Genomic DNA, 19,283 nt, shown 5'->3' on the forward strand with positions numbered 1-19,283 from the left:
GAAGAACACGGCGGAGCCGTCGAAGAGGCCCCCGTCCCGCCGGGCCGCCGGATCGGCGAACCCCGCGTCCCGTTCCGTTCCGCGTGTGACGTCGGACATCACTTGGTCCGCAGGACGGGTGGAGAGGATCCGGCCGGCTGCCGGGCAGCTCTGGGCCACCGGGACGTCCGGGCATGCCGACGCCGCCTGCGCGGAAATCCGCCAACGCCGTTCCTGAAACAGCTCCTTGCCCGTGCGGCCGCTTGGGTTGAGAATGTGCATGACAATCAGCGGGTGGCCGGAAGATCTCCGGTCACCCTCGTCGTATAGAGGGGACCCCCACATGAACAAGCCTCTCGTCGCCGCGCTCGCCTCCCTGGCCATCACCGGGATCGGCACGGCTCCGGCGGTCGCCGCGCCGCAGACGGCCAAGGCCGCGGCGGTGACCGTCAACTTCGCGGGCACCGTCTCGCTCAGCAACTGCTCCGGCTCCGTCATCCGCTTCCCGAACTCCGCGGACAGCGACCCGGCGCTGGTCCTCACCAACGGCCACTGCCTGGAAACCGGCTTCCCGGAGCCCGGCGAGGTCATCACCGGCCAGTCCTCCAGCCGTACCTTCGGGCTGCTGAACTCCTCCGGCACCAGGGTCGCCACGCTCCGCGCCAACCAGGTCGTCTACTCGACGATGACCGACACCGACATCACGATCTACCGCACCACCACGACGTACGCGGCGATCAAGAGCTCCTACGGCATCAGCCCGCTCACCGTCAGCGCCGCCCACCCCGTCGCCGGCACCGCCATCAAGGTCGTCTCCGGGTACTGGAAGACGATCTACAGCTGCAACATCGACGGGTTCGTGTACCGGCTCAAGGAGGGCGACTGGACCTGGAAGGACTCGGTCCGCTACACCTCCGCGTGCAACACGATCGGGGGGACGTCGGGGTCGCCGGTGATCGACACCAGCACGGGGCAGGTCGTCGCCGTCAACAACACCGGCAACGAGGACGGGGAGCGGTGCACCGTCGACAACCCGTGCGAGGTGGACGCGAACGGGAACGTCACGGTTCGGCAGGGGATCAACTACGCGGAGGAGACGTACCTCATTCCGGCGTGCTTCACGACGGGGAATGTGCTGAACCTGAGTGCGAGTGGTTGCACCCTGCCCAAGCCGTAGCGTTCCGCTGGGGGCGCCGTTTTCGGGTGCCGCGCCGTGGGGGCTGGTCGCGCAGTTCCTCGCGCCCCTAAAGGGGCGCCCTTCGTACCGCTCGTCCAGCCAGTACGTCCGTTCTGTGGCCGTCCTCGATCACGAAGCGGCCGTCGATCAGGACGTGTGGGATGCCTGTCGGCGGCCGGCGGGGGTTCTCGAACGTCGAGCCTGCCGCGACCGTCCGTGGGTCGAAGAGGACGACGTCGGCGCGGTAGCCCTCGCGGATCAGGCCGCGGTCCGGCAGGCGCAGCCGGGCCGCGGGGCGGGCGGTGAGGTGGGCGACGCACTCCTCCAGGGAGAGCACGCCCAGCTCCCGTACGTAGTGGCCGAGGTAGTGCGGGAACGTGCCGTAGGCGCGGGGGTGGGGTTTCGTGCCCTGGAGGATGCCGTCCGACCCGCCCGTGTGGACCGGGTGGCGCATGATCGTGCGGACGTTCTCCTCGTGGCCGACGTGCTGGAGGATCGTGGTGCTCAGGCGGTCGGTGACCAGGAGGCGGCGGGCCGTCGTCCAGGGGGACTCGCCGCGGGCGTCCGCCGACTCCTGGACCGTACGGCCGACGAACTCCGCCAGCGCGGGGTCGCCCACGCCCGAGACCTCGATGGTGTCCCACTCGATGGGCACCCCGTGGCAGCCGTCGGAGCCGACGGCCTCCAGGTGGTGGCGGATGCGACCGGCCGTCTCGTCGTCCGCCAGGCGGGCGAGGGCCGCCGCCGGGCCGCCCTCGTTGGCCCAGCTCGGCAGCATCGCCGCGAGCGTCGTGCTGCCGGGGGTGTAGGGATAGGTGTCGAGGGTGATGTCGGCGCCGGCGGCGAGGGCCTTGTCGAGGAGGGCCAGCAGTTCGGGGGCCCGGCCCTTGTTCACGCCGAAGTTCATGGTGGCGTGGGCCAGATGGAGCGGGCAGTCCGCCTCCCGGGCCAGGGCCACCATCTCCGCGTACGCCTCCAGCGCGCCGGCCCCGTACGAGCGGTGGTGCGGGCAGTAGTAGCCGCCGTACTCCGCCACCACCCGGCACAGCTCGGTCAGTTCGGCGTCCGGCGCGTACATGCCGGGGGTGTAGGTGAGGCCGGAGGACAGGCCGACCGCGCCCTGGGCCATGCCCTCGGCCACCAGCCGGCGCATGTGGTCCAGCTCCGCCGGGGTCGCCGCCCGGTCCTCCCAGCCGACGGCGAGCGCGCGGACCGTGCCCTGGGGGACGAGGTAGGCCGCGTTGACGGCGATGCCGCGGTCGAGGCGGTCCAGGTACTCGCCCACCGACCGCCAGTCGAAGTCGATGTCCTCGCCTGAGCCGTTCCAGCCGGCGATCGCGCTGCGGACCTCCGCCAGCGTGCGGTCGTCTACCGGGGCGTACGAAAGCCCGTCCTGGCCCAGCACTTCCAGGGTCACCCCCTGCGCGGCCTTCGCGCTGTGGTCGGGGTCGCGCAGCAGGGCCAGGTCGCTGTGGGCGTGCATGTCGACGAAGCCGGGGGAGAGGACCAGGCCCTCCGCGTCCAGCTCGCGCATCGCGCGCGGGCGCTGGCAGCCCGCCGCCGCGGCCTCCTTGACGATCGACACGATCCGGCCGCCGTCGATCACCACGTCGGCGCGGTAGGAGGGTTCCCCGCTCCCGTCGACGACGTCCGCGTCCCGGATGACGAGCTGCTCCACGGTCCCTCCTAGAAGAACGTACGGATGTAGTCGACGACCGTCCCGTCCGCCTCGGCCACCGGGATCAGCTGCCACTTGTCGAACGACGTGCACGGGTGGGAGAGGCCGAGGCCCAGCCAGTCCCCGACCTCCAGGTCCGCCTCGGGGCCGGTGCGCAGCCAGGCGTGCTGGTCGGACAGACCGGTGACCGAGACACCGGTCGCCAGGCGCTCGGTGCCCGCCCGGCGGATCACCTGGGCGACGGGGAGGTCGAGGTCGTAGGCCGCGTCCCGCTTGCCCGCGTTGGCGAACGCCTGCTCCGGGGAAGGACGGGAGACGATCTGCGTCCAGAGCCGGAAGGCGGGCTCCAGGGCGCCCTCCTCGGGGACCCGGTTGAAGGGGGTGACGTCCCGGTAGCGGCCGTCGTCGTGCGAGACGTACGCACCCGAGCGCAGCAACTTCAGTACCGGGAGCGAGAGTTCGGGGATCTCGGCGAAGACGTCCGCGACCGCGTCGAACCAGGCGCTGCCGCCCGCGCTCACCACGATCTCCGCCAGGCCCGCGAACCGGCCCGCCTTGTCGAACTCGGCGGCGAGGGCGACCAGCCGGCGCAGGTAGGCGTGCACCCGGTCCGGGTCCGCCTGCGGGACCTCGCCCTCGTACCCCGCCACCCCGACCAGCCGCAGCGTCCGCGTTGCGGCCACCGCGTCCGCGACCGCCACGCACTCCGCCTCGGTACGGACGCCGGTACGGGCGCCCTCCCCGGCGGCCAGCTCGACCACGACGTCCACGGGGCGGGCGGCCCCGCGCAACGCCTCGTCCATCAGCTCGACCCCGCGCACGGAGTCGACGTAACAGACGAAACGGAAGTCCGCGTCGCGTCCCAGCTCGGCGGCGATCCAGCGGAGCGCCGGGGCGTCCACCAGCTCGTTCGCGAGGAAGATCCGACGGGTGCCGAACGCCCGCGCCACCCGCACCTGGTGCGGCACGGCGAGGGTGATGCCCCACGCCCCGCGCTCGGTCTGCCGTCTGAACAGCTGCGGGGCCATGGAGGTCTTGCCGTGCGGGGCGAAGGCGAGGCCGTGCCGCTGCGTGTACGACTCCATCAGCGCGAGGTTGTGCTCCAGGCGCTCGGCGGAGAGGGCCAGCACCGGGGTCGGGAAGCCGTCCTCGAAGAGGTTGCGGCGCTGGGCGGCCAGTTCGCCGACGGTGAGGCCCTCGGCGTCCGGCGGGAGGCCCTTGAAACGGTGGTCGACGCGTTCCTCCGCGAGCCGGGCGAGCGCTTCGGTGCCGGTGTCGAGGGACACGGAGCCTCCCTGATCAGGTGGGTTGCATAGGGTGCAACGTCCATTGCGTATATCGCTTACCGCTGTCTAACATCCACGCCAACGCCGGGTCAATGGAGCCCGCAGCGCCCCCTTCCCCGACGACGAGGAGCCACCACCATCGTGAAGGCCACCGGCGCCGTTGACGCCGTGGACGTCGTCGCGCTCGGCGAGTCCATGGTGACGTTCCTGCCCACCCGGCCGGGGCGCCTCGCTGACGTACCGTCCTTCGACCGCGCCATCGGCGGCGCGGAGTCCAACGTGGCCTGCGCGCTGGCCGCCGCCGGGCACACCGTGCGGTGGGTCAGCCGGGTCGGGGCGGACGGGTTCGGCGACCACCTGGTCGAGACGATCGGGGCACACGGCGTCGACGTCTCGTCCGTCGGGCGCGATCCCGCGCGTCCGACGGGCGTGTACTTCCGTACGGCCGGGGACCGGGCGACGGATGCGCACGAGGTGGCCTACTACCGGGCGGGGTCGGCGGCGTCCGCGATGTCGGCGGCGACGGTGGACCTGGCGGCGGTGCGCGCGGGCCGGATCCTGCACCTGTCGGGGATCACGGCCGCGTTGTCGGAGGGCTGCCTGGAGCTGCTGCGCGAGCTGACGGCTTCCGCCGGGGGAGGCCGCCCGGTGGTGTCGTTCGACGTGAACTACCGGGCGGGGCTGTGGGCTGGGTCCGCGGGCGCCGGGGTGCTGCTCGACCTTGCCCGGCGCGCGGACCTGGTGTTCGTCGGCGAGGACGAGGCGGAGCAGGCGTGGGGGGTGACGGGGGGACCGACGGCGATCCGGGAGCTGCTGCCGGAGCCGGAGGTGCTGGTCGTGAAGCAGGCAGCAGCGGGGGCGACGGCTTTCGTTTCGGCCGCAGCCCGGTGGGGGCTGGTCGCGCAGTTCCCCGCGCCCCTTACGGGGCGCTCCTCAGCCGCGTCTCGCACAACAGCGCCCGACTCCCCTCGCCCGGACGACGCATCCAGCGCGGTGGGCGCATCCAGCGCGGTGGACGCACTCAGCCCGGCCAACGCAACCAGCGCGGTGGACGCACTCGGCCCGGCCAACGCCCCCAGCGCGGTGGACGCCCCCAGCGCGGTGGACGCACTCAGCCCGGCGGACGCACCCAGTCCGGCGGGCTCACTCAGCTGCGGGCAGTCGTGCCGCTGGGGCGGCACGGGTGGGCGCAGCGGCACCCTGGCAGCGCCGGTAAGCGTCCCCACCCCCCGGCCCGCCGGAACTTTCGAACCCGCTCCCGCTGTCGACGTCGTGGCGACCGTCGGTGCCGGTGACGCCTTTGCCGCCGGGTTTCTCTCCGGCGTCCTCCGCGGCCTCCCGGTCGGGCAGATGCTCAGGCTCGGCCACCTCTTCGCCGCCGCCGCGCTCACCACCCCCGCCGACCTCGCCCCGCCCCCCGGCCGCGACACCACCGACCGGCTGACCGCCCTGGACACCGGCGCGTGGGAGAGACTTCGACTCGGCCCCGGCTGGACCGAAGCCGACGCGGCCGAAGAGGAGGTACGCACCCCATGAGCCAGACCGTCGACCGAGCGCTCAGCATCCTGCCGCTGCTCGCCGAGGGCCCCGCCGACCTCGGCCAGGTCGCCGACCGCCTCGGTGTGCACAAGTCCACCGCACTGCGGCTGCTGCGCACCCTCCACGGACACGGGCTCGTCTACCGCCAGTCCGACCAGCGCTACCGCCTCGGCGCCCGTCTCTTCGCCCTCGCCCAGGAGGCGATGGAGAACCTCGACGTCCGCGAGATCGCCCACCCCCACCTGGCCCGCCTCAACACGGCCTGCGGCCATACCGTGCACCTCGCCGTCCTCGAGGAGGGCGAGGTCCTCTACATCGACAAGGTCGAGAGCCGCTACCCGGTGCGCATGTACTCGCGGATCGGCAAGCCCGTGGCCATCACCGTCGCCGCCGTCGCCAAACTGCTCCTCGCCGACCTGCCCGAACCCGAGCGGCGGGCCCTCGCCGACAAGCTCGACTACCCCATGTACACGGCCCGTTCGACGCCCCACGCCGAGGCGTTCCTCAGGGAACTGGCCAAGGTGCGCGAACAGGGCTGGGCCACCGACCTCGGCGGCCACGAGGAGTCCATCAACTGCGTCGCGGCCCCCATCCGCGGCGCCGACGGGCGCGTCGTCGCCGCGATGTCGGTCTCCGCGCCCAACGTCGTCGTCACCGCCGACGAACTCCTCACCCTGCTCCCGCAGGTGCGCCGTACGGCGGACGCGATCAGCGGCGAGTACTCAGGCAGAACACCGATCAAGGAAGCCGGCACCAGATGACCGAGAAGATCGCGCTCACCCCCACGACCCACACCACCCCGCCCGCGAAGTTCTCGCACGGCGTCCGCAAGGGCAACATCCTCCAGGTCGCCGGCCAGGTCGGCTTCCTGCCGGCGGAGGAGGGCAGGCCTCCGACCCCGGCCGGCCCGACCCTGCGCGAGCAGACCCTCCAGACCCTCGCCAACGTCAAGGCGATCCTGGAGGAGGGCGGCGCCTCCTGGGACGACGTCATGATGATCCGCGTCTATCTGACGGACGTGGACCACTTCGCCGAGATGAACGGCATCTACAACAGCTACTTCGAGGAGCAGGGCCTCACCGCCCCGCCCGCCGCCCGTACGACGGTCTACGTCGGCCTCCCCGCGGGCCTGCTCATCGAGATCGACGCCCTCGCCGTACTCGGCTGACGGGTTCCGTCAACTCCCGCACGTGCTGCACGGCATGGCACCCGCACCGGGTGCCGTGCCGCGATCCCCCCTGCCCGAAAGCACCGTGTACTCACCCAGAGGACCCCCCATGCCCTTCCCCCTAGCGGCGTCCGCTCCGGCCACCCCGCCCCACACCGGCGGCCTGCTCCTCCTCCTCGACGGCACCGCCGGCCTCCTCACCGTCGCCGCCATCGGCATCGCCCTGCTCCTCTTCCTCATCATCAAGGCGCGGCTCCAGCCCTTCGTGGCCCTCCTCGCCGTCTCCATAGCCGTCGGCCTGCTCGCCGGTCTCTCGGTCACCGAACTCTTCGGCACCGTCCAGCGCTCGGACGCCGTCTCCACCGTCGAGTCCGGCATGGGCGGCATCCTCGGCCACGTCGCGATCATCATCGGCCTCGGCACCATGCTCGGCGCGATCCTCGAAGTCAGCGGCGGCGCCGAGGTCCTGGCGACCCGTCTGCTCAACCTCTTCGGGGAGCGGCGGGCCCCGCTCGCCATGGGCCTGACCGGCCTGATCTTCGGCATCCCCGTCTTCTTCGACGTCGGCATCTTCGTCCTGGCCCCCCTCGTCTACGCGGCGGCCAAACTCCCCCAGGACTCCGACAAGCTCCGTCCCGGGGGGACCCCCACCGGCAAGTCGATCCTCCTGTACTGCCTCCCCCTCCTCGCCGGCCTCTCCATGACCCATGCCTTCCTGCCGCCGCACCCCGGCCCGGTGGCCGCCGCCGCACTGCTGCACGTCCAGCTCGGCTGGGTCATCCTGATGGGCGTGGTCTGCGGCATCCCGGCGGTGCTGGCCGCATGGGCGTACGCGGCGTGGATCGGCAGGCGGATCTTCGTCGCCGTACCGCAGGACATGGTCGAGGCGGCCGAGGAGGCCAGGGAGGCGGTGGTGGCCGAGCAGCGCGCGGCCGGAGTGGCGCCCCAGGAGAAGCCGGTGCCGCTGGGCACGGTGCTCGCCATCATCGGTACGCCGCTCGTCCTCATCCTCGCCGCCACCTTCTCCTCCATCGCCCTGGACCCCTCCACCGGCCGCTCGGTGCTGGAGTTCTTCGGCACGCCGATGGTCGCCCTCACCATCGCCCTGGTCCTCGCCTACTACCTGCTCGGCATCCGGCGCGGCTGGTCCCGCAAGTCCCTGGAGACCGTGTCGACCGCCTCCCTCAAGCCGGTCGGCAACATCCTGCTGGTGGTCGGCGCGGGCGGGATCTTCGGCGCCGTACTGAAGGCGAGCGGCGTCGCCCAGGCCCTCTCCGACACCTTCAACGGCGTCGGCCTCCCGGTGATCGTCCTGGCGTACCTGATCTCGGTGGTCCTGCGCGTCGCCCAGGGCTCGGCGACGGTGGCGATCGTGACGACGGCCGGCATCGTCGCCCCGCTCCTGACCGAGGGTCACCACTCCCAGGCCTTCGTCGCCCTCGTCATCATGGCCGTCTCGGCCGGCTCCATCTTCGCCTCGCACGTCAACGACGGCGGATTCTGGATGGTCGCCAAGTACTTCGGCATCAGCGAGCGGGACACCCTGAAGACCTGGACCGTGCTGGAGACGGTGCTGTCGGTGGCGGGGTTCGCGGTGGCGGGCGTGCTCAGCGTCTTCGTGTAGGCGTCTGATAACGAAGTCCGGGGCTGGCTGTGTCCGGCACAGGTTCTTGGACCATACTGCCCGCTGTGGAGCAGCGCATAGGAGCCAACAGCCAGCCCCTGGAGGGCGCCGGATTCGACCCGGCCTTCATCCCCGGGCTCACCTCACCCGCGTCCGCCGAGCCCGCGGACGCGAAGGCGCAGGACGCGACGGCGGAGGACGCCCGGCCGGAGGAGACCGAGGCGGCAGCGGCGCCGGAACCCGTGGCCGCGGCCGATGCCGAGGTGACGGCGGACGAGTCCGGCGCGGACGACGCCGCTGACGCCGACGCGGACGACGCGGACGACACGGAGACCTCCGAGGGCCCCTCCTTCGAGGCCGCCGACCGGCGCGCCCGGATAGTGGCCGACCACGAGGGCGTGCGCCTCAGCCTCGACGAGGAGAAGTGCGAGTTCCGCTGGGACGAGATCGGTGCGATCGAGACCGAGGCGCCGCGTTTCGGCAAGCGGTTCACGATCACCGTCCACACGCCGGAGCGCCGCTGGTACCCCATCGAGATCGAGGCGACGTCCCGCTCCCGCTTCAAGGAGTGGGAGGAGCAGCTGGACGCGGTCCTCGACGCGTACTTCGACGACGGCGCGGCAGACGCGGACGACACCGAAGCCGAGGACAAGGCCGGGGACGAGGCCGGGGACCAGGACAAGGACACGGCGGGGGACAAGGTCCTCGACAAGGAGTAGTCCCCTTCGGCCCGTGACCTGAGCCGCTCCGGCCCTGGTGGCTGCCCCACGGCCGGAGCCGGTGCGGTGTCCCGCGTCCGGCTCCGGCAACGGCGTGCGCAGGGGAGGCCGCACGTACGGCCGTGTATGCCTGCCGTGTGGACCGGCCGCGCAGTGTACGCGCGTACCCGCCGCCGCAAGCGGCCCCCGCCGAAGTGCATCCGCCCGCGTGACGTCCGTGTGCGTTCTTCCGGTCCGCCGGGAGAACGTGGTCGGACGGTCTGGAGGAGGGCTGGCTGATCATGGGCGGATCGGCGCCGCGCGGGGGCTGCCAGCTGCCGGTCGAGACGACCAGCTTCGTCGACCGGAGAGACGAACAGGCCGCTGGCCGTGAGCTGTTGGCCAGGGCCCGCCTCGTCACGTTCACCGGCCCCGGCGGGGTCGGCAAGACCCGGCTCGCCGCCCATGTCGCGGCCCGCGTCGAACGCGCCTTCCCCGACGGCGTCCGCTACGTCGCCCTCGCCGGTCTGCACGACCCGGCACTCGTCCCGCTGGCCGCCGCCGACGCCCTCGGCCTGCACGACCACTCCGACCGGCCGCCCCTGGACACGCTGGTGGAGCGGCTGCGCGACCGCCGCCTGCTCCTCGTCGTCGACAACTGCGAGCACCTGCTCGCCGCCTGCGCCGGCCTCGCCGCGGCCCTGCTGCGCGGCACCACCGGCGTCCGCATCCTCGCCACCAGCCGGCACCGCCTCGGCCTCACCGAGGAACACCTCATGGAGGTACGGCCGTTGCCGGTCCCCGACCCGGACGGCGACCTCTCCGCCGCCGAGTCGCATCCGGCCCTCGCCCTCTTCGCCGACCGCGCCGCCGCCGTACTCCCCGGCTTCCGGCTCACCCCAGACAACCGCGCCGCCGTGGCCCGCCTGTGCCGCCGTCTCGACGGGCTCCCGCTCGCCATCGAACTCGCCGCCGTCCGGATGCGCGTCCTCGGCCTCGACCAGCTCCTCGCCCGCCTGGACGACCGCTACCGCCTCCTCACCGCAGGCAGCCCGGCGGCCCTGCCCCGCCACCGGACGCTCCGCGCGGCCGTCGACTGGAGCCATGAACTCTGCACCCCGCGCGAGCAGTCGGCGTGGGCCCGGCTGTCGGTGCTGGCCGGCGGCTTCGACCTGGAGACGGCCGAGGCGGTGTGCCACGAACCCGCGGCCGCCGACCAGGTCTCCGCCCCCGCCGACCAGGTCTCCGCCCCCGCCGCTCAGGAACCGCAGTCGCCCGACATCCTCGAAGCCGTCGCCGGGCTCCTCGACAAGTCCGTGCTCGTCCGGGAGGAGACCCCGGACGGCGGCGGGGCCCGCTACCGGCTCCTCGACACCCTCCGCCACTACGGCCTCGAACGGCTCAGGGAGCGGCCCGGTGCGGAGGCCGCCATCCGGCGCCGGCACCGCGACCACGTCCAGCGGCACGCCGGCGCCTGCGAAGCCGCCTGGTTCGGGCCGGGACAGCGGGAGATCGTCGCCCGGCTCCGTGCCGACCGGGACAACCTTCGCGCCGCCCTCGACTTCAGCCTCACCACCGCCGGCGAGGCGGGTGCCGGGCTGCGGCTCGCCGGCACCCTCTGGTTCTACTGGCACGCCTGCGGCGCCCCGCGCGAGGGCCGCTACTGGCTCGACCGCGCCCTCGACGCCAACCCCGCCCCCACCGCCGGCCGCGCCCGCGCCCTCTGGGTCTCCGCCCTGCTCGCCGGCAGCCCCGAGGACCTCACGCGGGGCCTGCGCCGCGCCCGTGAGGCCCGCGCCCTCGCCGAGCGGCTGGGCGACCAGGCGGAGGCCGCGCACGCCGACTACGTCATCGGTGTCGTCCAGCTCTTCGCCGACGACCTGGGCGCCGCCCGCGCCCACTACGAGACCACCGTCGCCCGCGGCCCGGTACCCGGCCAGCACCTCAGCCTGCACGGCCTGGACCTGGTCGAACTGGCCTGCGCGTACGCCCTGCTGGGCCACGCCGACCGGGCCGCCGCCGTCTGCGAGCGGGCCCTCGGCCTGTGCGAGGCGCACGGCGAGGACTGGGTCCGCTCCTACGTCCTGCGCGTCCTCGCCCTCGCCTACACGGTCCGCGCCGACTGGCGCGGCGCCGAGCCCCGCGCCCGCGAGGCGCTGCGCCGCAAGCGCGACGTCCACGACGTCATCGGCATCGGGCTCACCCTCGATCTGATGGCGAGGATCGCCGACGGCCTCGGCGCCGCCGAGCGCACCGCCGTCCTGCTCGGCGGCGCCGACCGCGTCTGGTCCGACATCGACCGCGACCGCTGGGGCTCCACCGCCCTCAACTCGGCCCGCCGCGCCTGCGAGACCCACGCCCGCGCGGCCCTGGGCCAGGGCGCGTACGAGCGGGCGTACGCCCGGGGCGGGGCGTTCGCCCTCCCGGAGGCCGTGGCGTACGCCCTCGACGAGCCGCCGCAACCGCCGCCGCGGCAGCCCGAGTTGCGGACCGCACCGGTCCGGCTCACCCGCCGTGAGACCCAGGTCGCCGAGCTCGTCGCCGAGGGGCTCGGCAACCAGCAGATCGCCGACCGGCTGGTCATCGCCCGCCGCACCGCCGAGGGCCATGTGGAACGCATCCTCGGCAAGCTCGGCTTCAGCAACCGCAGCCAGATCGCCGCCTGGGTGACCGCCCGGCGCTGACGCACAGGAGACCCGATGAGTACCAGTACGGGTGCGCGCACCGCCGCCGCCCACGGGCAGTTCGACCACCGGATGGCCGTGTTCGGCTCGGACGACGGCTTCGTCGCCGCCGCCCTGCCCTTCCTCGCCGAGGGCCTCGCCGCCCCCGACGAGCCCCCGCCCGTCGCCATCGCCGCCCCCGGCCTGCTGGCCGCCCTGCGCGACGCGCTCGGCAGCGACGCCCGGGACGTCGGCTTCATCGACCACACCGACTGGTACACCGGCACGGCCGCCAACGCCGTGGCCCAGGGCGCCGGTTACCTGGCCGCGAAAGCCGGGCCCGGCGGCCGGGTCCACCTCCTCATGGAGCCCGACTGGGCGGGGCGCGCGGGCCGTTCGGTGCGGGAGAGCACCGAGTGGATCCGCTACGAGTCCCTCGCCAACCTCCTGTTCGCCCCCTTCGCCACCACCGCCCTGTGCGCGTACGACACCCGCACGGCGGGCCCGGCCGTCGTCGACGCGGCCCGCAGGGCCCACCCGGGCTCGGGGGTGTACGAGCAGCCGCCGGTCCTGGTGCGCGAGCTGGACGCCGTACCGCTGCCCCCGCCGCCGCTGTCCGCGGCCCGGCTGCCGGCGCCGGAGGCGGTCCGGTCCTGGGCGGCCGGGCGCGGGCTCCCGGCCGTGGACGCGGGGCTGTTCGGCCGGGCCGTCGGGGCGGCGGCGGCCGCGCACGGGCCGGTGGTGGAGATCCTCGCCTGGGGCGAGGCCCCGGCCTGCGTCTGCGAGCTGCGGCTGTGCCGGGCGGTGGGGGACCCGCTGGCCGGCTTCGTGCCACCGCCCGGCGGGGAGCCGGAGCCGGGGCAGGGGCTGTGGTTCACGCGCCAGGTGTGCGCGTACGTCGATGTCCGGGACGGGATGCCGGGGGACGGGGCGAAGATCCGCGTCCAGTACGCGTGAGCGAGACGCCGTACGCGCGCAGCCCCGTGGTGGCCCATACGCGGGTACGGGATCAGGTATTCCTCCCCGTGTGCGGAAAGACGGGCCCGGGCAGGCTGGGAGGCATGCTGCTGCCCGCCGGGAGCCGGTTCCCGGATCCCGACCCTCTGTACGCCGCGTACCCGCAGCCGCCGACCCGGGCCGGTCATCTGAGCGTCGAGTACGACCCCCGGCCCACGGCGGCCGGCGAGGCGCGCGCGGCGGTGCGGCGGCAGCTGGAGGAGTGGGGGCTCGCGGAGCAGGACGAGGTGGCCTACGTCTGCGAGCTGCTGGTCGGGGAGCTGGCCGCGAACGCCCTGTGTCACGCGGCGACCCGGTTCCGGCTCACCCTGGAGGCCTCGCACGGGGTGCTGCGCTGCGAGGTCGCCGACGAGGACCGCCGCCCGCCGCGGGTGCTGGAGGCGGGCCTCGCGGAGGGCGGCAGGGGGATGTACCTGGTGGATGCGCTTGCCCGGCGCTGGGGCTGCCACCAGGACGGGCCGGGCAAGACCGTGTGGTTCGAGCTCGGCACCTGCGGGTGCGACGGCTGCGGTCGGCGGCAGCCGTAGCACCCCACAGCCCGGACTCCGGCGGCCTGCCCGGCCGCCGGAGTCCATCGCCTGTTGCTACGGCAGTGCGTGCACGTGGGCGCCCACCGAGGACGACCACGCGTTCCCGGCCGCCGCGTCCCAGTTCGTCGACCAGGTCATCGCGCCCCGCAGGCCGGGGTACGCCGTCGACGGCTTGAAGGAACCGCAGTTGGTGAGCTTCGTCAGGCAGTCCAGCGCGTTGTTGACCACGGTCGGCGAGACGTAGCCGCTGCCCGCCGCGCTGGTCGACGCCGGCAGGCCGAGGCCCACCTGGGACGGCGACAGACCGCCCTGGAGCTGGATGCAGGCGAGCGCGGTCAGGAAGTCCACCGAGCCCTGGCTGTACACCTTGCCGTCGCAGCCGAGCATCGAACCGCTGTTGTAGTACTGCATGTTGACGACCGTCAGGATGTCCTTGACGTTCAGGGCCGTCTGGAAGTAGGCGTTGGACGTCGACTGCATGTCGATCGTCTGCGGGGCCATCGTGATGATCAGCGAGGAGCCCGCCTTCGACGACAGCGAGCGCAGCGCCTGGGTCATGTAGGTGGCGTTGATGCCGTTCTCCAGGTCGATGTCGACGCCGTCGAAGCCGTACGTCTGCATCAGTGAATAGACGGAGTTGGCGAAGTTCGTCGCGGACGCCGAGTCGCTCACCGAGATGGTGCCGTTCTGGCCGCCGATCGAGATGACGACCTTCTTGCCGGCCGCCTGCTTGGCCTTGATGTCGGCCTTGAACTGGTCGACCGTGTACCCGCCGAGCCCGGCGGAGTCGAGGGTGAAGCTCACCGCGCCCGGCGTGCTGGTCGCGTCCGCGAAGGCGACGGCGATGATGTCGTAGGACGACGGCACGTCCGAGATCTTCTGCACGGTGGCGCCGTTGTTGAAGTTCTGCCAGTAGCCCGTCACCGCGTGCTTGGGCAGCGAGCCGCCGCCGCTGCCGCCGGACGCGGTCGTGGTCGCCGTCACCGCCGACGACTTCGCCGACTCACCCGCCGAGTTGGTCGCGGTGACCTGGAAGGAGTACGACGTGGAGGCCGCGAGCCCGGTGATCGTCGCCGACGCGCCGGTGACCGCCGAGACCTTGGTGCCGTTCTGGTAGACGTTGTAGCCGGTCGCGCCCGACACCGCGCCCCAGGACAGCGACGCGGAGGACGACGTCGTACCGGAGACCGCGAGGCCGGCCGGGGTCGCCGGGACGGTCGGGGCCGGGTCGGAGCCGCCCCCGCCGTCGGGGCCGTAGACCGAGACGTCGTCGGCGTAGTAGGCGGGCTGGCCGTACCAGCCGTGCGTCCAGACCGTCACCGAGGTGGTCGAGGCACCGGTGGTGAAGGTCGTCGACAGCTGCGTCCAGGACGTGTTCGGGGTCCAGGTCGACACGTCCGTGGTGCCGGTGCCGGTCACCCCGAGGTACGTGTAGGAGCCCTGCACCCACGCGCTCAGCGTGTAGGTCGAGTTGGCCTTCACCGCCACCGTCTGGCTGCACTGGGCGTAGTCCTGCCCGGCGGGGGTCGCCTTCAGCGCGGCTGCGCCGGAGTGCACGGGGGAGGAGACCGTCGTCCCGCTGCCCGCGGAGCAGGTCCAGTTGGCGAGGCCCGACTCGAAGCCGGGGTTCTTCACGTTGTTGACGTCGGCGGCGGAGGCCGGCGCGGAGGCCAGGCCCGCCATCGCGAGTGCCGTGGCGAGGGTGGCCACGGCCGACCAGGTGCGGATGCGTCGCTGTCCGGCATGCCGGGACACGAACCGGGGGATGAGTCTGGGCATGACAAACAAGGTGGTCCAGACCAATTCACGTGTCAATAGGTCCAGACCAAATTCAAAGCTTTGCGCGGACCTCCGTGGGGCCGAACGAGCCCCGGTCATATGCACAACCTGTCCCGATTTGGCGTCACTTGTGTGGTCACGGATCCCAGACAGCTGCACAAACGCTGTTCTCCGGTCACAGACGCGTGGTTACAGTGCTGAGGAAGTCACGCAATGAAGTCGTCCCGGCTCATTGGAGTAACACCGGTGGGCCGCCGGGTGTGAAGAGCGGGGAGCTGCGCGTGCCAACTGCCATTGCCGTGACCAGTGCCGACATGGCGCTGCCCGTCCAGGACGAGCGGACCATGCCCGCGGTCGTCCTCCGGGACCTCGACCAGCGGCCCCTCGACCACACCCTCGCCGAGTTCGTGACCCTCCTCGAGCAGTACGGACACGTGGTCGTCGTGTACTCGGACGCCGTGCCGGAGGCCGTGGTCCGGCGGCTGCACACCCTGCGCTCCCTCCTGGAGAGCGACCGGATCGCGCTGTTCCGCCCCGACCTGCCACCGCTCGGCATCGCCGTCCTGGCCCGGCAGTTGCGGCAGCTGGCCTCCTGCGACCTCAGCCCCGGCGTGCTCGCGTCGGCCGGCCGGCTGCTCACCCACTACATCCACTCCGGCGCCGTCCTCGGCTCCGTCGCCAAGCTGGACCGCGTCCCGGTCGGCCTCAGAGCGCACGCCAAGTCCTGGATGCCCGGAGCCCACTTCGGCGTCGTCGCCCACCCCGAGCCGCAACTGGTCCGGATCACCCCCGAAGCCGTGCTGAGCGGCCCCGAGTTCAGCACCTGGATGCTGGTCGCCAGGGGCCAGCTCCAGTCCGACTGGATCGGCGGCCTCGCCAAGGCCTGGGGCGCGCACGGCCTGCGCGAGACCCCGCTGCCCGCCGAGTCGTCCGTGTGGTGGGGCACCGGCCGGCTGATCGAGTTCACCAGCTACCTCGCCGACCTGTCGGTCCTCTACCAACTGGTCACCTCCGTACGGCAGACCAGCTGCCACTGGTGCGGCATCGACGTCATCGGCGACCGCTGCGTCTTCTGCTCCGCCACCCCGCCCGACTACGACCCGCCGGCGCCCCGCGCGCTGGAACAGCGGACGCCCGCCTGACACCCCGGGCCGCCCCGCACCACCCACCGCTCGGCTCCCTCGCTTCCCCCACTTCCCCCGCTTCCCCGATGAGGTCGCACGGTCCATGAACTCCCGTCAGCGCCGCGGCGTGATACTCCTGATCCTGTCGGTGATCTGCGCGCTCGCCGCGTTCGCCGGCGTGCTCTCGGTCATCGACGACGCGAAGTCCGAGGTCGGCCCCAAGGTCACCGCGTACGAACTCCGGTCCGACGTCACGCCGTACACCACGCTGAGCCCGAACCAGTTCAGGAAGGTCTCGCTGCCCAAGCGGTGGCTCTCCGCCAACGCGGTCACCAGCCTCAGCCAGATCCAGAACAAGATCGCGGTCACCACGCTGAAGAAGGGCTCGCTGCTCCAGACCGACATGATCGTCGACCAGCCCGAGCTGAAGCCGGGCGAGCAGGAGGTCGCCATCATGATCGACGCGGCCACCGGGGTGGCCGGCAAGATCACCCCGGGCTCGCGGGTCAACGTCTACGCCACCTTCGAGGGCAAGCAGCAGAGCGACCCCGACGAGTCGAAGATCATCGTGACCAACGCCCGGGTCCTGGACGTCGGAGCCCAGCTCAGCTACGTGGACCCCGACAACAGGAACCAGCAGCCCACCGACGCCGTCCCCATCACCTTCGCGCTGTCCACGCTCGACGCCCAGCGCCTCACCTACGCGGAGTCCTTCGCCCAGCGGGTCCGGCTCGCCCTGGTCGCGCCCGGTACGACGACCACCGTGCCGGACAAGGACCGCACCTACGAACTCGCGACGGACAAGTGAGAGGCGCCTTCCATGCCCATCAGGATCCTCCCCGCCGTCGGTGACGCGGACGCCGTCCGCTCCCTGGTCTCCCTGCTCAGCCAGCTCCCGGACGCCGAACCGCTGCCCCCTGTCGTCGACTCCACCGGACTGGTCGACACCCTCGCCCGGTCCGCCGCGGAGTCCGTCGACGAACTCCCCGAGGTCGTCGTCGTCCACGAACGCATCGGCCCCGTCCCGGCCCTCGAACTGATCCGCGAGGTCGCCCTGCGCTTCCCCGCCGTGGGCGTCGTCCTGGTCACCACCGACACCAGCCCCGGCCTGTTCGCCGCCGCCATGGACTCCGGCGCCCGCGGCCTGGTCGGCCTTCCGCTGAGCTACGAGGAGCTGGCCGGCCGGGTCCAGGCCGTCGCCCAGTGGTCCACGGGCGTACGCCGCCACCTCGGCCACGGCGCCGACGTCTACGCCGGCGTCGGCGGCACCGTCGTCACCGTCAGCGGCGCCAAGGGCGGCACCGGCGCGACCCTCGTCGCGGTCCAGATCGCCCTCGCCGCACAGGCCTCCGGCCACTCCACCGCCCTCGTCGACCTCGACCTCCAGACCGGGGACGTCGCCTCCTACCTGGACGTCCAGTTCCGGCGCTCGGTCGCCGACCTCGCCGCGGTGGGCGACATCTCCCCGCGGGTCATGGCCGAGGCCGTCTTCCGCCACGACTCCGGGCTGGCGCTGCTGCTGGCGCCGGCCGAGGGCGAACGCGGCGAGGAGGTCACCGACCGCGCCGCCCGCCAGATCCTCAGCGCCCTGCGCTCCCGCTACGAGGTGGTGGTCGTCGACTGCGGCGCCCAGCTCGGCGGCGCGGGCGCGGCGGCCGTGGAGACCGCCGACCTGGCCCTGCTGGTCACCACGCCGGACGTGGTCGCCGTCCGCGCGGCCAAGCGCACGGTACGGATGTGGGACCGGCTGCAGATCCGCAAGGCCGAGGAGACGACGGTGGTGGTCAACCGGTACACGCGCGCCACGGAGATCCAGCCGGCGCTGATCGCCCGCATCACCGGGACCGCCCTGGCGGGGACCCCGATCCCCGCCAACTTCAAGGAACTCCAGGGCGCGGTGGACGCGGGGCGGATGCACGAGCTGGACGCGCGGAGCACGGTGAAGCAGGCGCTGTGGGGGCTGGCGGGGGAGCTGGGCCTCGTGCGCACGGCAGAGGGCACGCCACCACGCCGGGCCGCCGGACGGGCACGGGGCGGCGAGCGGGCGGCGGTGGGGTTCCGGCGGCGGAGGGAACTTCCATGAGTGGCCGTGGGTCGGGTGCGGGTGCGGGTGCGGGTGCGGGTGCGGGTGCGGGTGCGGTGGGCCGTCGGCCGGGTGCGGGTGCGTGGGGGCGGGCCGCGCAGTCCCCCACGCCCCTGAAGGGGCGCTCACGGTGGCTCCCTGCTTTCAGGGGCGCGGGGAACCGCGCGAACGACCCCCACCGGGCCGCACCCGACCAGCGACCCGGTGCCCCGGCCCGCGACCGCGGCCAGGTCTCCATCGAGCTCCTCGGCATGACCCCGGTCATCATCCTCACCCTGGTCCTCATGTGGCAGGCCGTCCTCGTGGGGTACGCCTTCACCCTCGCGGGGAACGCTGCCGACGAGGGCGTACGGGCGGGCACGGCCGTCCCCCGGGGGGAACGCTCCGGTGTCTGCGAGCGCGCCGCGCTGGAGGACCTCTCCGACGCCTGGCGGGAGGGGGCCAAGGTGGAGTGCGGCGGCACCGGCACGGTGACCGCGGACGTCTCCCTGCGCGTCCCGGTCCTCTTCCCCGGCTCGATCGACTTCCCCGTCACCGTCCACGGCCACGCCGGCACCGTGGAGGAGGTGAAGAACTGAGATGCAGCCCCGTCGGCAGCACCGCGACCGCGGCCAGGTCGCGGTCGAGTACCTCGGCTTCCTCCCGATCCTCCTGATCGTCGGCCTGGCCGGCATCCAGCTCGGCGCCGTCGCCTACGCCGCCGAGCAGGCCGGGACGGCGGCGCGGGCGGGGGCCCGCGCGGCCTCGCTGCACCAGGACGTCGGCGCCGCCTGCTCCTCCGCGGTCAGCAGCGGGATCGACGTGAGCTGCGCGACCTCCGGCGGCGGCGACTCGGTCACCGTCACCGCCACGGTCCACATCCCGAAGATCGTCTGGGACCTCGGCAACGCCACCAAGTCCGCCACGATGCCCGTCGACCACTGAACGAGGAGCACGGC

General features: G+C 72.9%; 17 protein-coding genes. 14 read left to right on the forward strand and 3 right to left on the reverse strand.

Features of this window, described 5'->3' with window-relative positions; genetic code table 11:
* Positions 1–322 precede the first annotated feature (322 nt).
* A complete protein-coding gene (locus JF597_RS20360; protein WP_293996635.1) occupies positions 323–1,156 on the forward strand; it encodes a trypsin-like peptidase domain-containing protein in 834 nt (277 codons plus the stop codon).
* Between the two features lie 67 nt (positions 1,157–1,223).
* Here JF597_RS20360 and JF597_RS20365 read toward each other — a convergent pair whose 3' ends face one another.
* Together JF597_RS20365 and JF597_RS20370 are read right to left on the reverse strand one after the other, a co-directional pair.
* Positions 1,224–2,834 (reverse strand): D-aminoacylase, encoded by a 1,611-nt coding sequence (locus JF597_RS20365; RefSeq protein ID WP_293996637.1) that lies wholly within the window; start codon positions 2,832–2,834, stop codon positions 1,224–1,226.
* Between the two features lie 8 nt (positions 2,835–2,842).
* Complete coding sequence (locus JF597_RS20370; protein ID WP_293996639.1) at positions 2,843–4,120, reverse strand: amino acid deaminase; 1,278 nt, start codon at positions 4,118–4,120, stop codon at positions 2,843–2,845.
* Between the two features lie 141 nt (positions 4,121–4,261).
* Between JF597_RS20370 and JF597_RS20375 the strand changes: the two genes are divergently transcribed.
* The 8 genes from JF597_RS20375 (at position 4,262) to JF597_RS20410 (ending at position 13,356) form a co-directional block, all read left to right on the forward strand.
* Positions 4,262–5,656, forward strand: coding sequence for a PfkB family carbohydrate kinase (locus JF597_RS20375; protein ID WP_293996641.1), 1,395 nt, complete (start codon positions 4,262–4,264; stop codon positions 5,654–5,656).
* Positions 5,653–6,420, forward strand: a complete 768-nt coding sequence (locus JF597_RS20380) for an IclR family transcriptional regulator (protein WP_293996643.1) — start codon at positions 5,653–5,655, stop codon at positions 6,418–6,420. Before JF597_RS20375 ends, JF597_RS20380 begins: the two co-directional genes overlap by 4 nt.
* Positions 6,417–6,827 (forward strand): RidA family protein, encoded by a 411-nt coding sequence (locus JF597_RS20385; protein WP_293996645.1) that lies wholly within the window; start codon positions 6,417–6,419, stop codon positions 6,825–6,827. The genes JF597_RS20380 and JF597_RS20385 overlap by 4 nt, the downstream gene beginning before the upstream one ends.
* Positions 6,828–6,936: 109 nt before the next feature.
* Complete coding sequence (locus JF597_RS20390) at positions 6,937–8,451, forward strand: gluconate:H+ symporter (RefSeq protein WP_293996647.1); 1,515 nt, start codon at positions 6,937–6,939, stop codon at positions 8,449–8,451.
* A gap of 65 nt (positions 8,452–8,516) precedes the next feature.
* A complete protein-coding gene (locus JF597_RS20395; RefSeq protein ID WP_293996649.1) occupies positions 8,517–9,170 on the forward strand; it encodes a hypothetical protein in 654 nt (217 codons plus the stop codon).
* A gap of 281 nt (positions 9,171–9,451) precedes the next feature.
* Entirely contained in the window at positions 9,452–11,833 is a 2,382-nt protein-coding gene (locus JF597_RS20400) for a LuxR C-terminal-related transcriptional regulator (protein ID WP_293996651.1), read from the forward strand.
* Positions 11,834–11,848: 15 nt separating this feature from the next.
* Positions 11,849–12,769 (forward strand): MEDS domain-containing protein, encoded by a 921-nt coding sequence (locus tag JF597_RS20405; RefSeq protein ID WP_293996653.1) that lies wholly within the window; start codon positions 11,849–11,851, stop codon positions 12,767–12,769.
* A 104-nt stretch (positions 12,770–12,873) separates the two neighbouring features.
* Positions 12,874–13,356 carry an ATP-binding protein gene (locus JF597_RS20410; RefSeq protein WP_293996655.1) on the forward strand — a complete coding sequence of 161 codons (483 nt, stop codon included), beginning with the start codon at positions 12,874–12,876 and terminating at the stop codon, positions 13,354–13,356.
* 57 nt (positions 13,357–13,413) lie between these two features.
* Here the strand turns inward: JF597_RS20410 and JF597_RS20415 are convergent, their stop codons facing one another.
* On the reverse strand, positions 13,414–15,138 hold the full coding sequence (locus JF597_RS20415) for a glycoside hydrolase family 18 protein (RefSeq protein WP_366916426.1): 1,725 nt from the start codon (positions 15,136–15,138) through the stop codon (positions 13,414–13,416).
* A 314-nt stretch (positions 15,139–15,452) separates the two neighbouring features.
* Here JF597_RS20415 and JF597_RS20420 point away from each other — a divergent pair, with 314 nt between their 5' ends.
* The 5 genes from JF597_RS20420 (at position 15,453) to JF597_RS20440 (ending at position 19,269) form a co-directional block, all read left to right on the forward strand.
* Positions 15,453–16,280 carry a hypothetical protein gene (locus JF597_RS20420; protein WP_293996697.1) on the forward strand — a complete coding sequence of 276 codons (828 nt, stop codon included), beginning with the start codon at positions 15,453–15,455 and terminating at the stop codon, positions 16,278–16,280.
* Positions 16,281–16,365: 85 nt separating this feature from the next.
* The gene (gene cpaB / locus JF597_RS20425; RefSeq protein ID WP_293996656.1) at positions 16,366–17,070 is read left to right on the forward strand and encodes a Flp pilus assembly protein CpaB; all 705 of its coding nucleotides are present in this window, start codon (positions 16,366–16,368) and stop codon (positions 17,068–17,070) included.
* A 12-nt stretch (positions 17,071–17,082) separates the two neighbouring features.
* A complete protein-coding gene (locus JF597_RS20430; RefSeq protein ID WP_293996658.1) occupies positions 17,083–18,345 on the forward strand; it encodes a P-loop NTPase in 1,263 nt (420 codons plus the stop codon).
* A 251-nt stretch (positions 18,346–18,596) separates the two neighbouring features.
* On the forward strand, positions 18,597–18,923 hold the full coding sequence (locus JF597_RS20435; protein WP_293996660.1) for a pilus assembly protein: 327 nt from the start codon (positions 18,597–18,599) through the stop codon (positions 18,921–18,923).
* A gap of 1 nt (position 18,924) precedes the next feature.
* On the forward strand, positions 18,925–19,269 hold the full coding sequence (locus JF597_RS20440; protein ID WP_293996662.1) for a TadE/TadG family type IV pilus assembly protein: 345 nt from the start codon (positions 18,925–18,927) through the stop codon (positions 19,267–19,269).
* Positions 19,270–19,283: the final 14 nt, after the last annotated feature.

Source organism: Streptomyces sp. (assembly GCF_019510245.1).
Classification (GTDB): domain Bacteria; phylum Actinomycetota; class Actinomycetes; order Streptomycetales; family Streptomycetaceae; genus Streptomyces.

Excerpts from the sequence above, each read along its gene's own strand:
- JF597_RS20360 (WP_293996635.1), top strand. The coding sequence starts at position 323 with ATGAACAAGCCTCTCGTCGCCGCGCTCGCCTCCCTGGCCATCACCGGG.
- JF597_RS20380 (WP_293996643.1), top strand. The coding sequence starts at position 5,653 with ATGAGCCAGACCGTCGACCGAGCGCTCAGCATCCTGCCGCTGCTCGCC.
- JF597_RS20385 (WP_293996645.1), top strand. The coding sequence starts at position 6,417 with ATGACCGAGAAGATCGCGCTCACCCCCACGACCCACACCACCCCGCCC.
- JF597_RS20390 (WP_293996647.1), top strand. The coding sequence starts at position 6,937 with ATGCCCTTCCCCCTAGCGGCGTCCGCTCCGGCCACCCCGCCCCACACC.
- JF597_RS20400 (WP_293996651.1), top strand. The coding sequence starts at position 9,452 with ATGGGCGGATCGGCGCCGCGCGGGGGCTGCCAGCTGCCGGTCGAGACG.
- JF597_RS20405 (WP_293996653.1), top strand. The coding sequence starts at position 11,849 with ATGAGTACCAGTACGGGTGCGCGCACCGCCGCCGCCCACGGGCAGTTC.
- JF597_RS20410 (WP_293996655.1), top strand. The coding sequence starts at position 12,874 with ATGCTGCTGCCCGCCGGGAGCCGGTTCCCGGATCCCGACCCTCTGTAC.
- JF597_RS20415 (WP_366916426.1), bottom strand. The coding sequence starts at position 15,138 with ATGCCCAGACTCATCCCCCGGTTCGTGTCCCGGCATGCCGGACAGCGA.
- JF597_RS20420 (WP_293996697.1), top strand. The coding sequence starts at position 15,453 with ATGGCGCTGCCCGTCCAGGACGAGCGGACCATGCCCGCGGTCGTCCTC.
- cpaB (WP_293996656.1), top strand. The coding sequence starts at position 16,366 with ATGAACTCCCGTCAGCGCCGCGGCGTGATACTCCTGATCCTGTCGGTG.
- JF597_RS20430 (WP_293996658.1), top strand. The coding sequence starts at position 17,083 with ATGCCCATCAGGATCCTCCCCGCCGTCGGTGACGCGGACGCCGTCCGC.
- JF597_RS20435 (WP_293996660.1), top strand. The coding sequence starts at position 18,597 with ATGACCCCGGTCATCATCCTCACCCTGGTCCTCATGTGGCAGGCCGTC.
- JF597_RS20440 (WP_293996662.1), top strand. The coding sequence starts at position 18,925 with ATGCAGCCCCGTCGGCAGCACCGCGACCGCGGCCAGGTCGCGGTCGAG.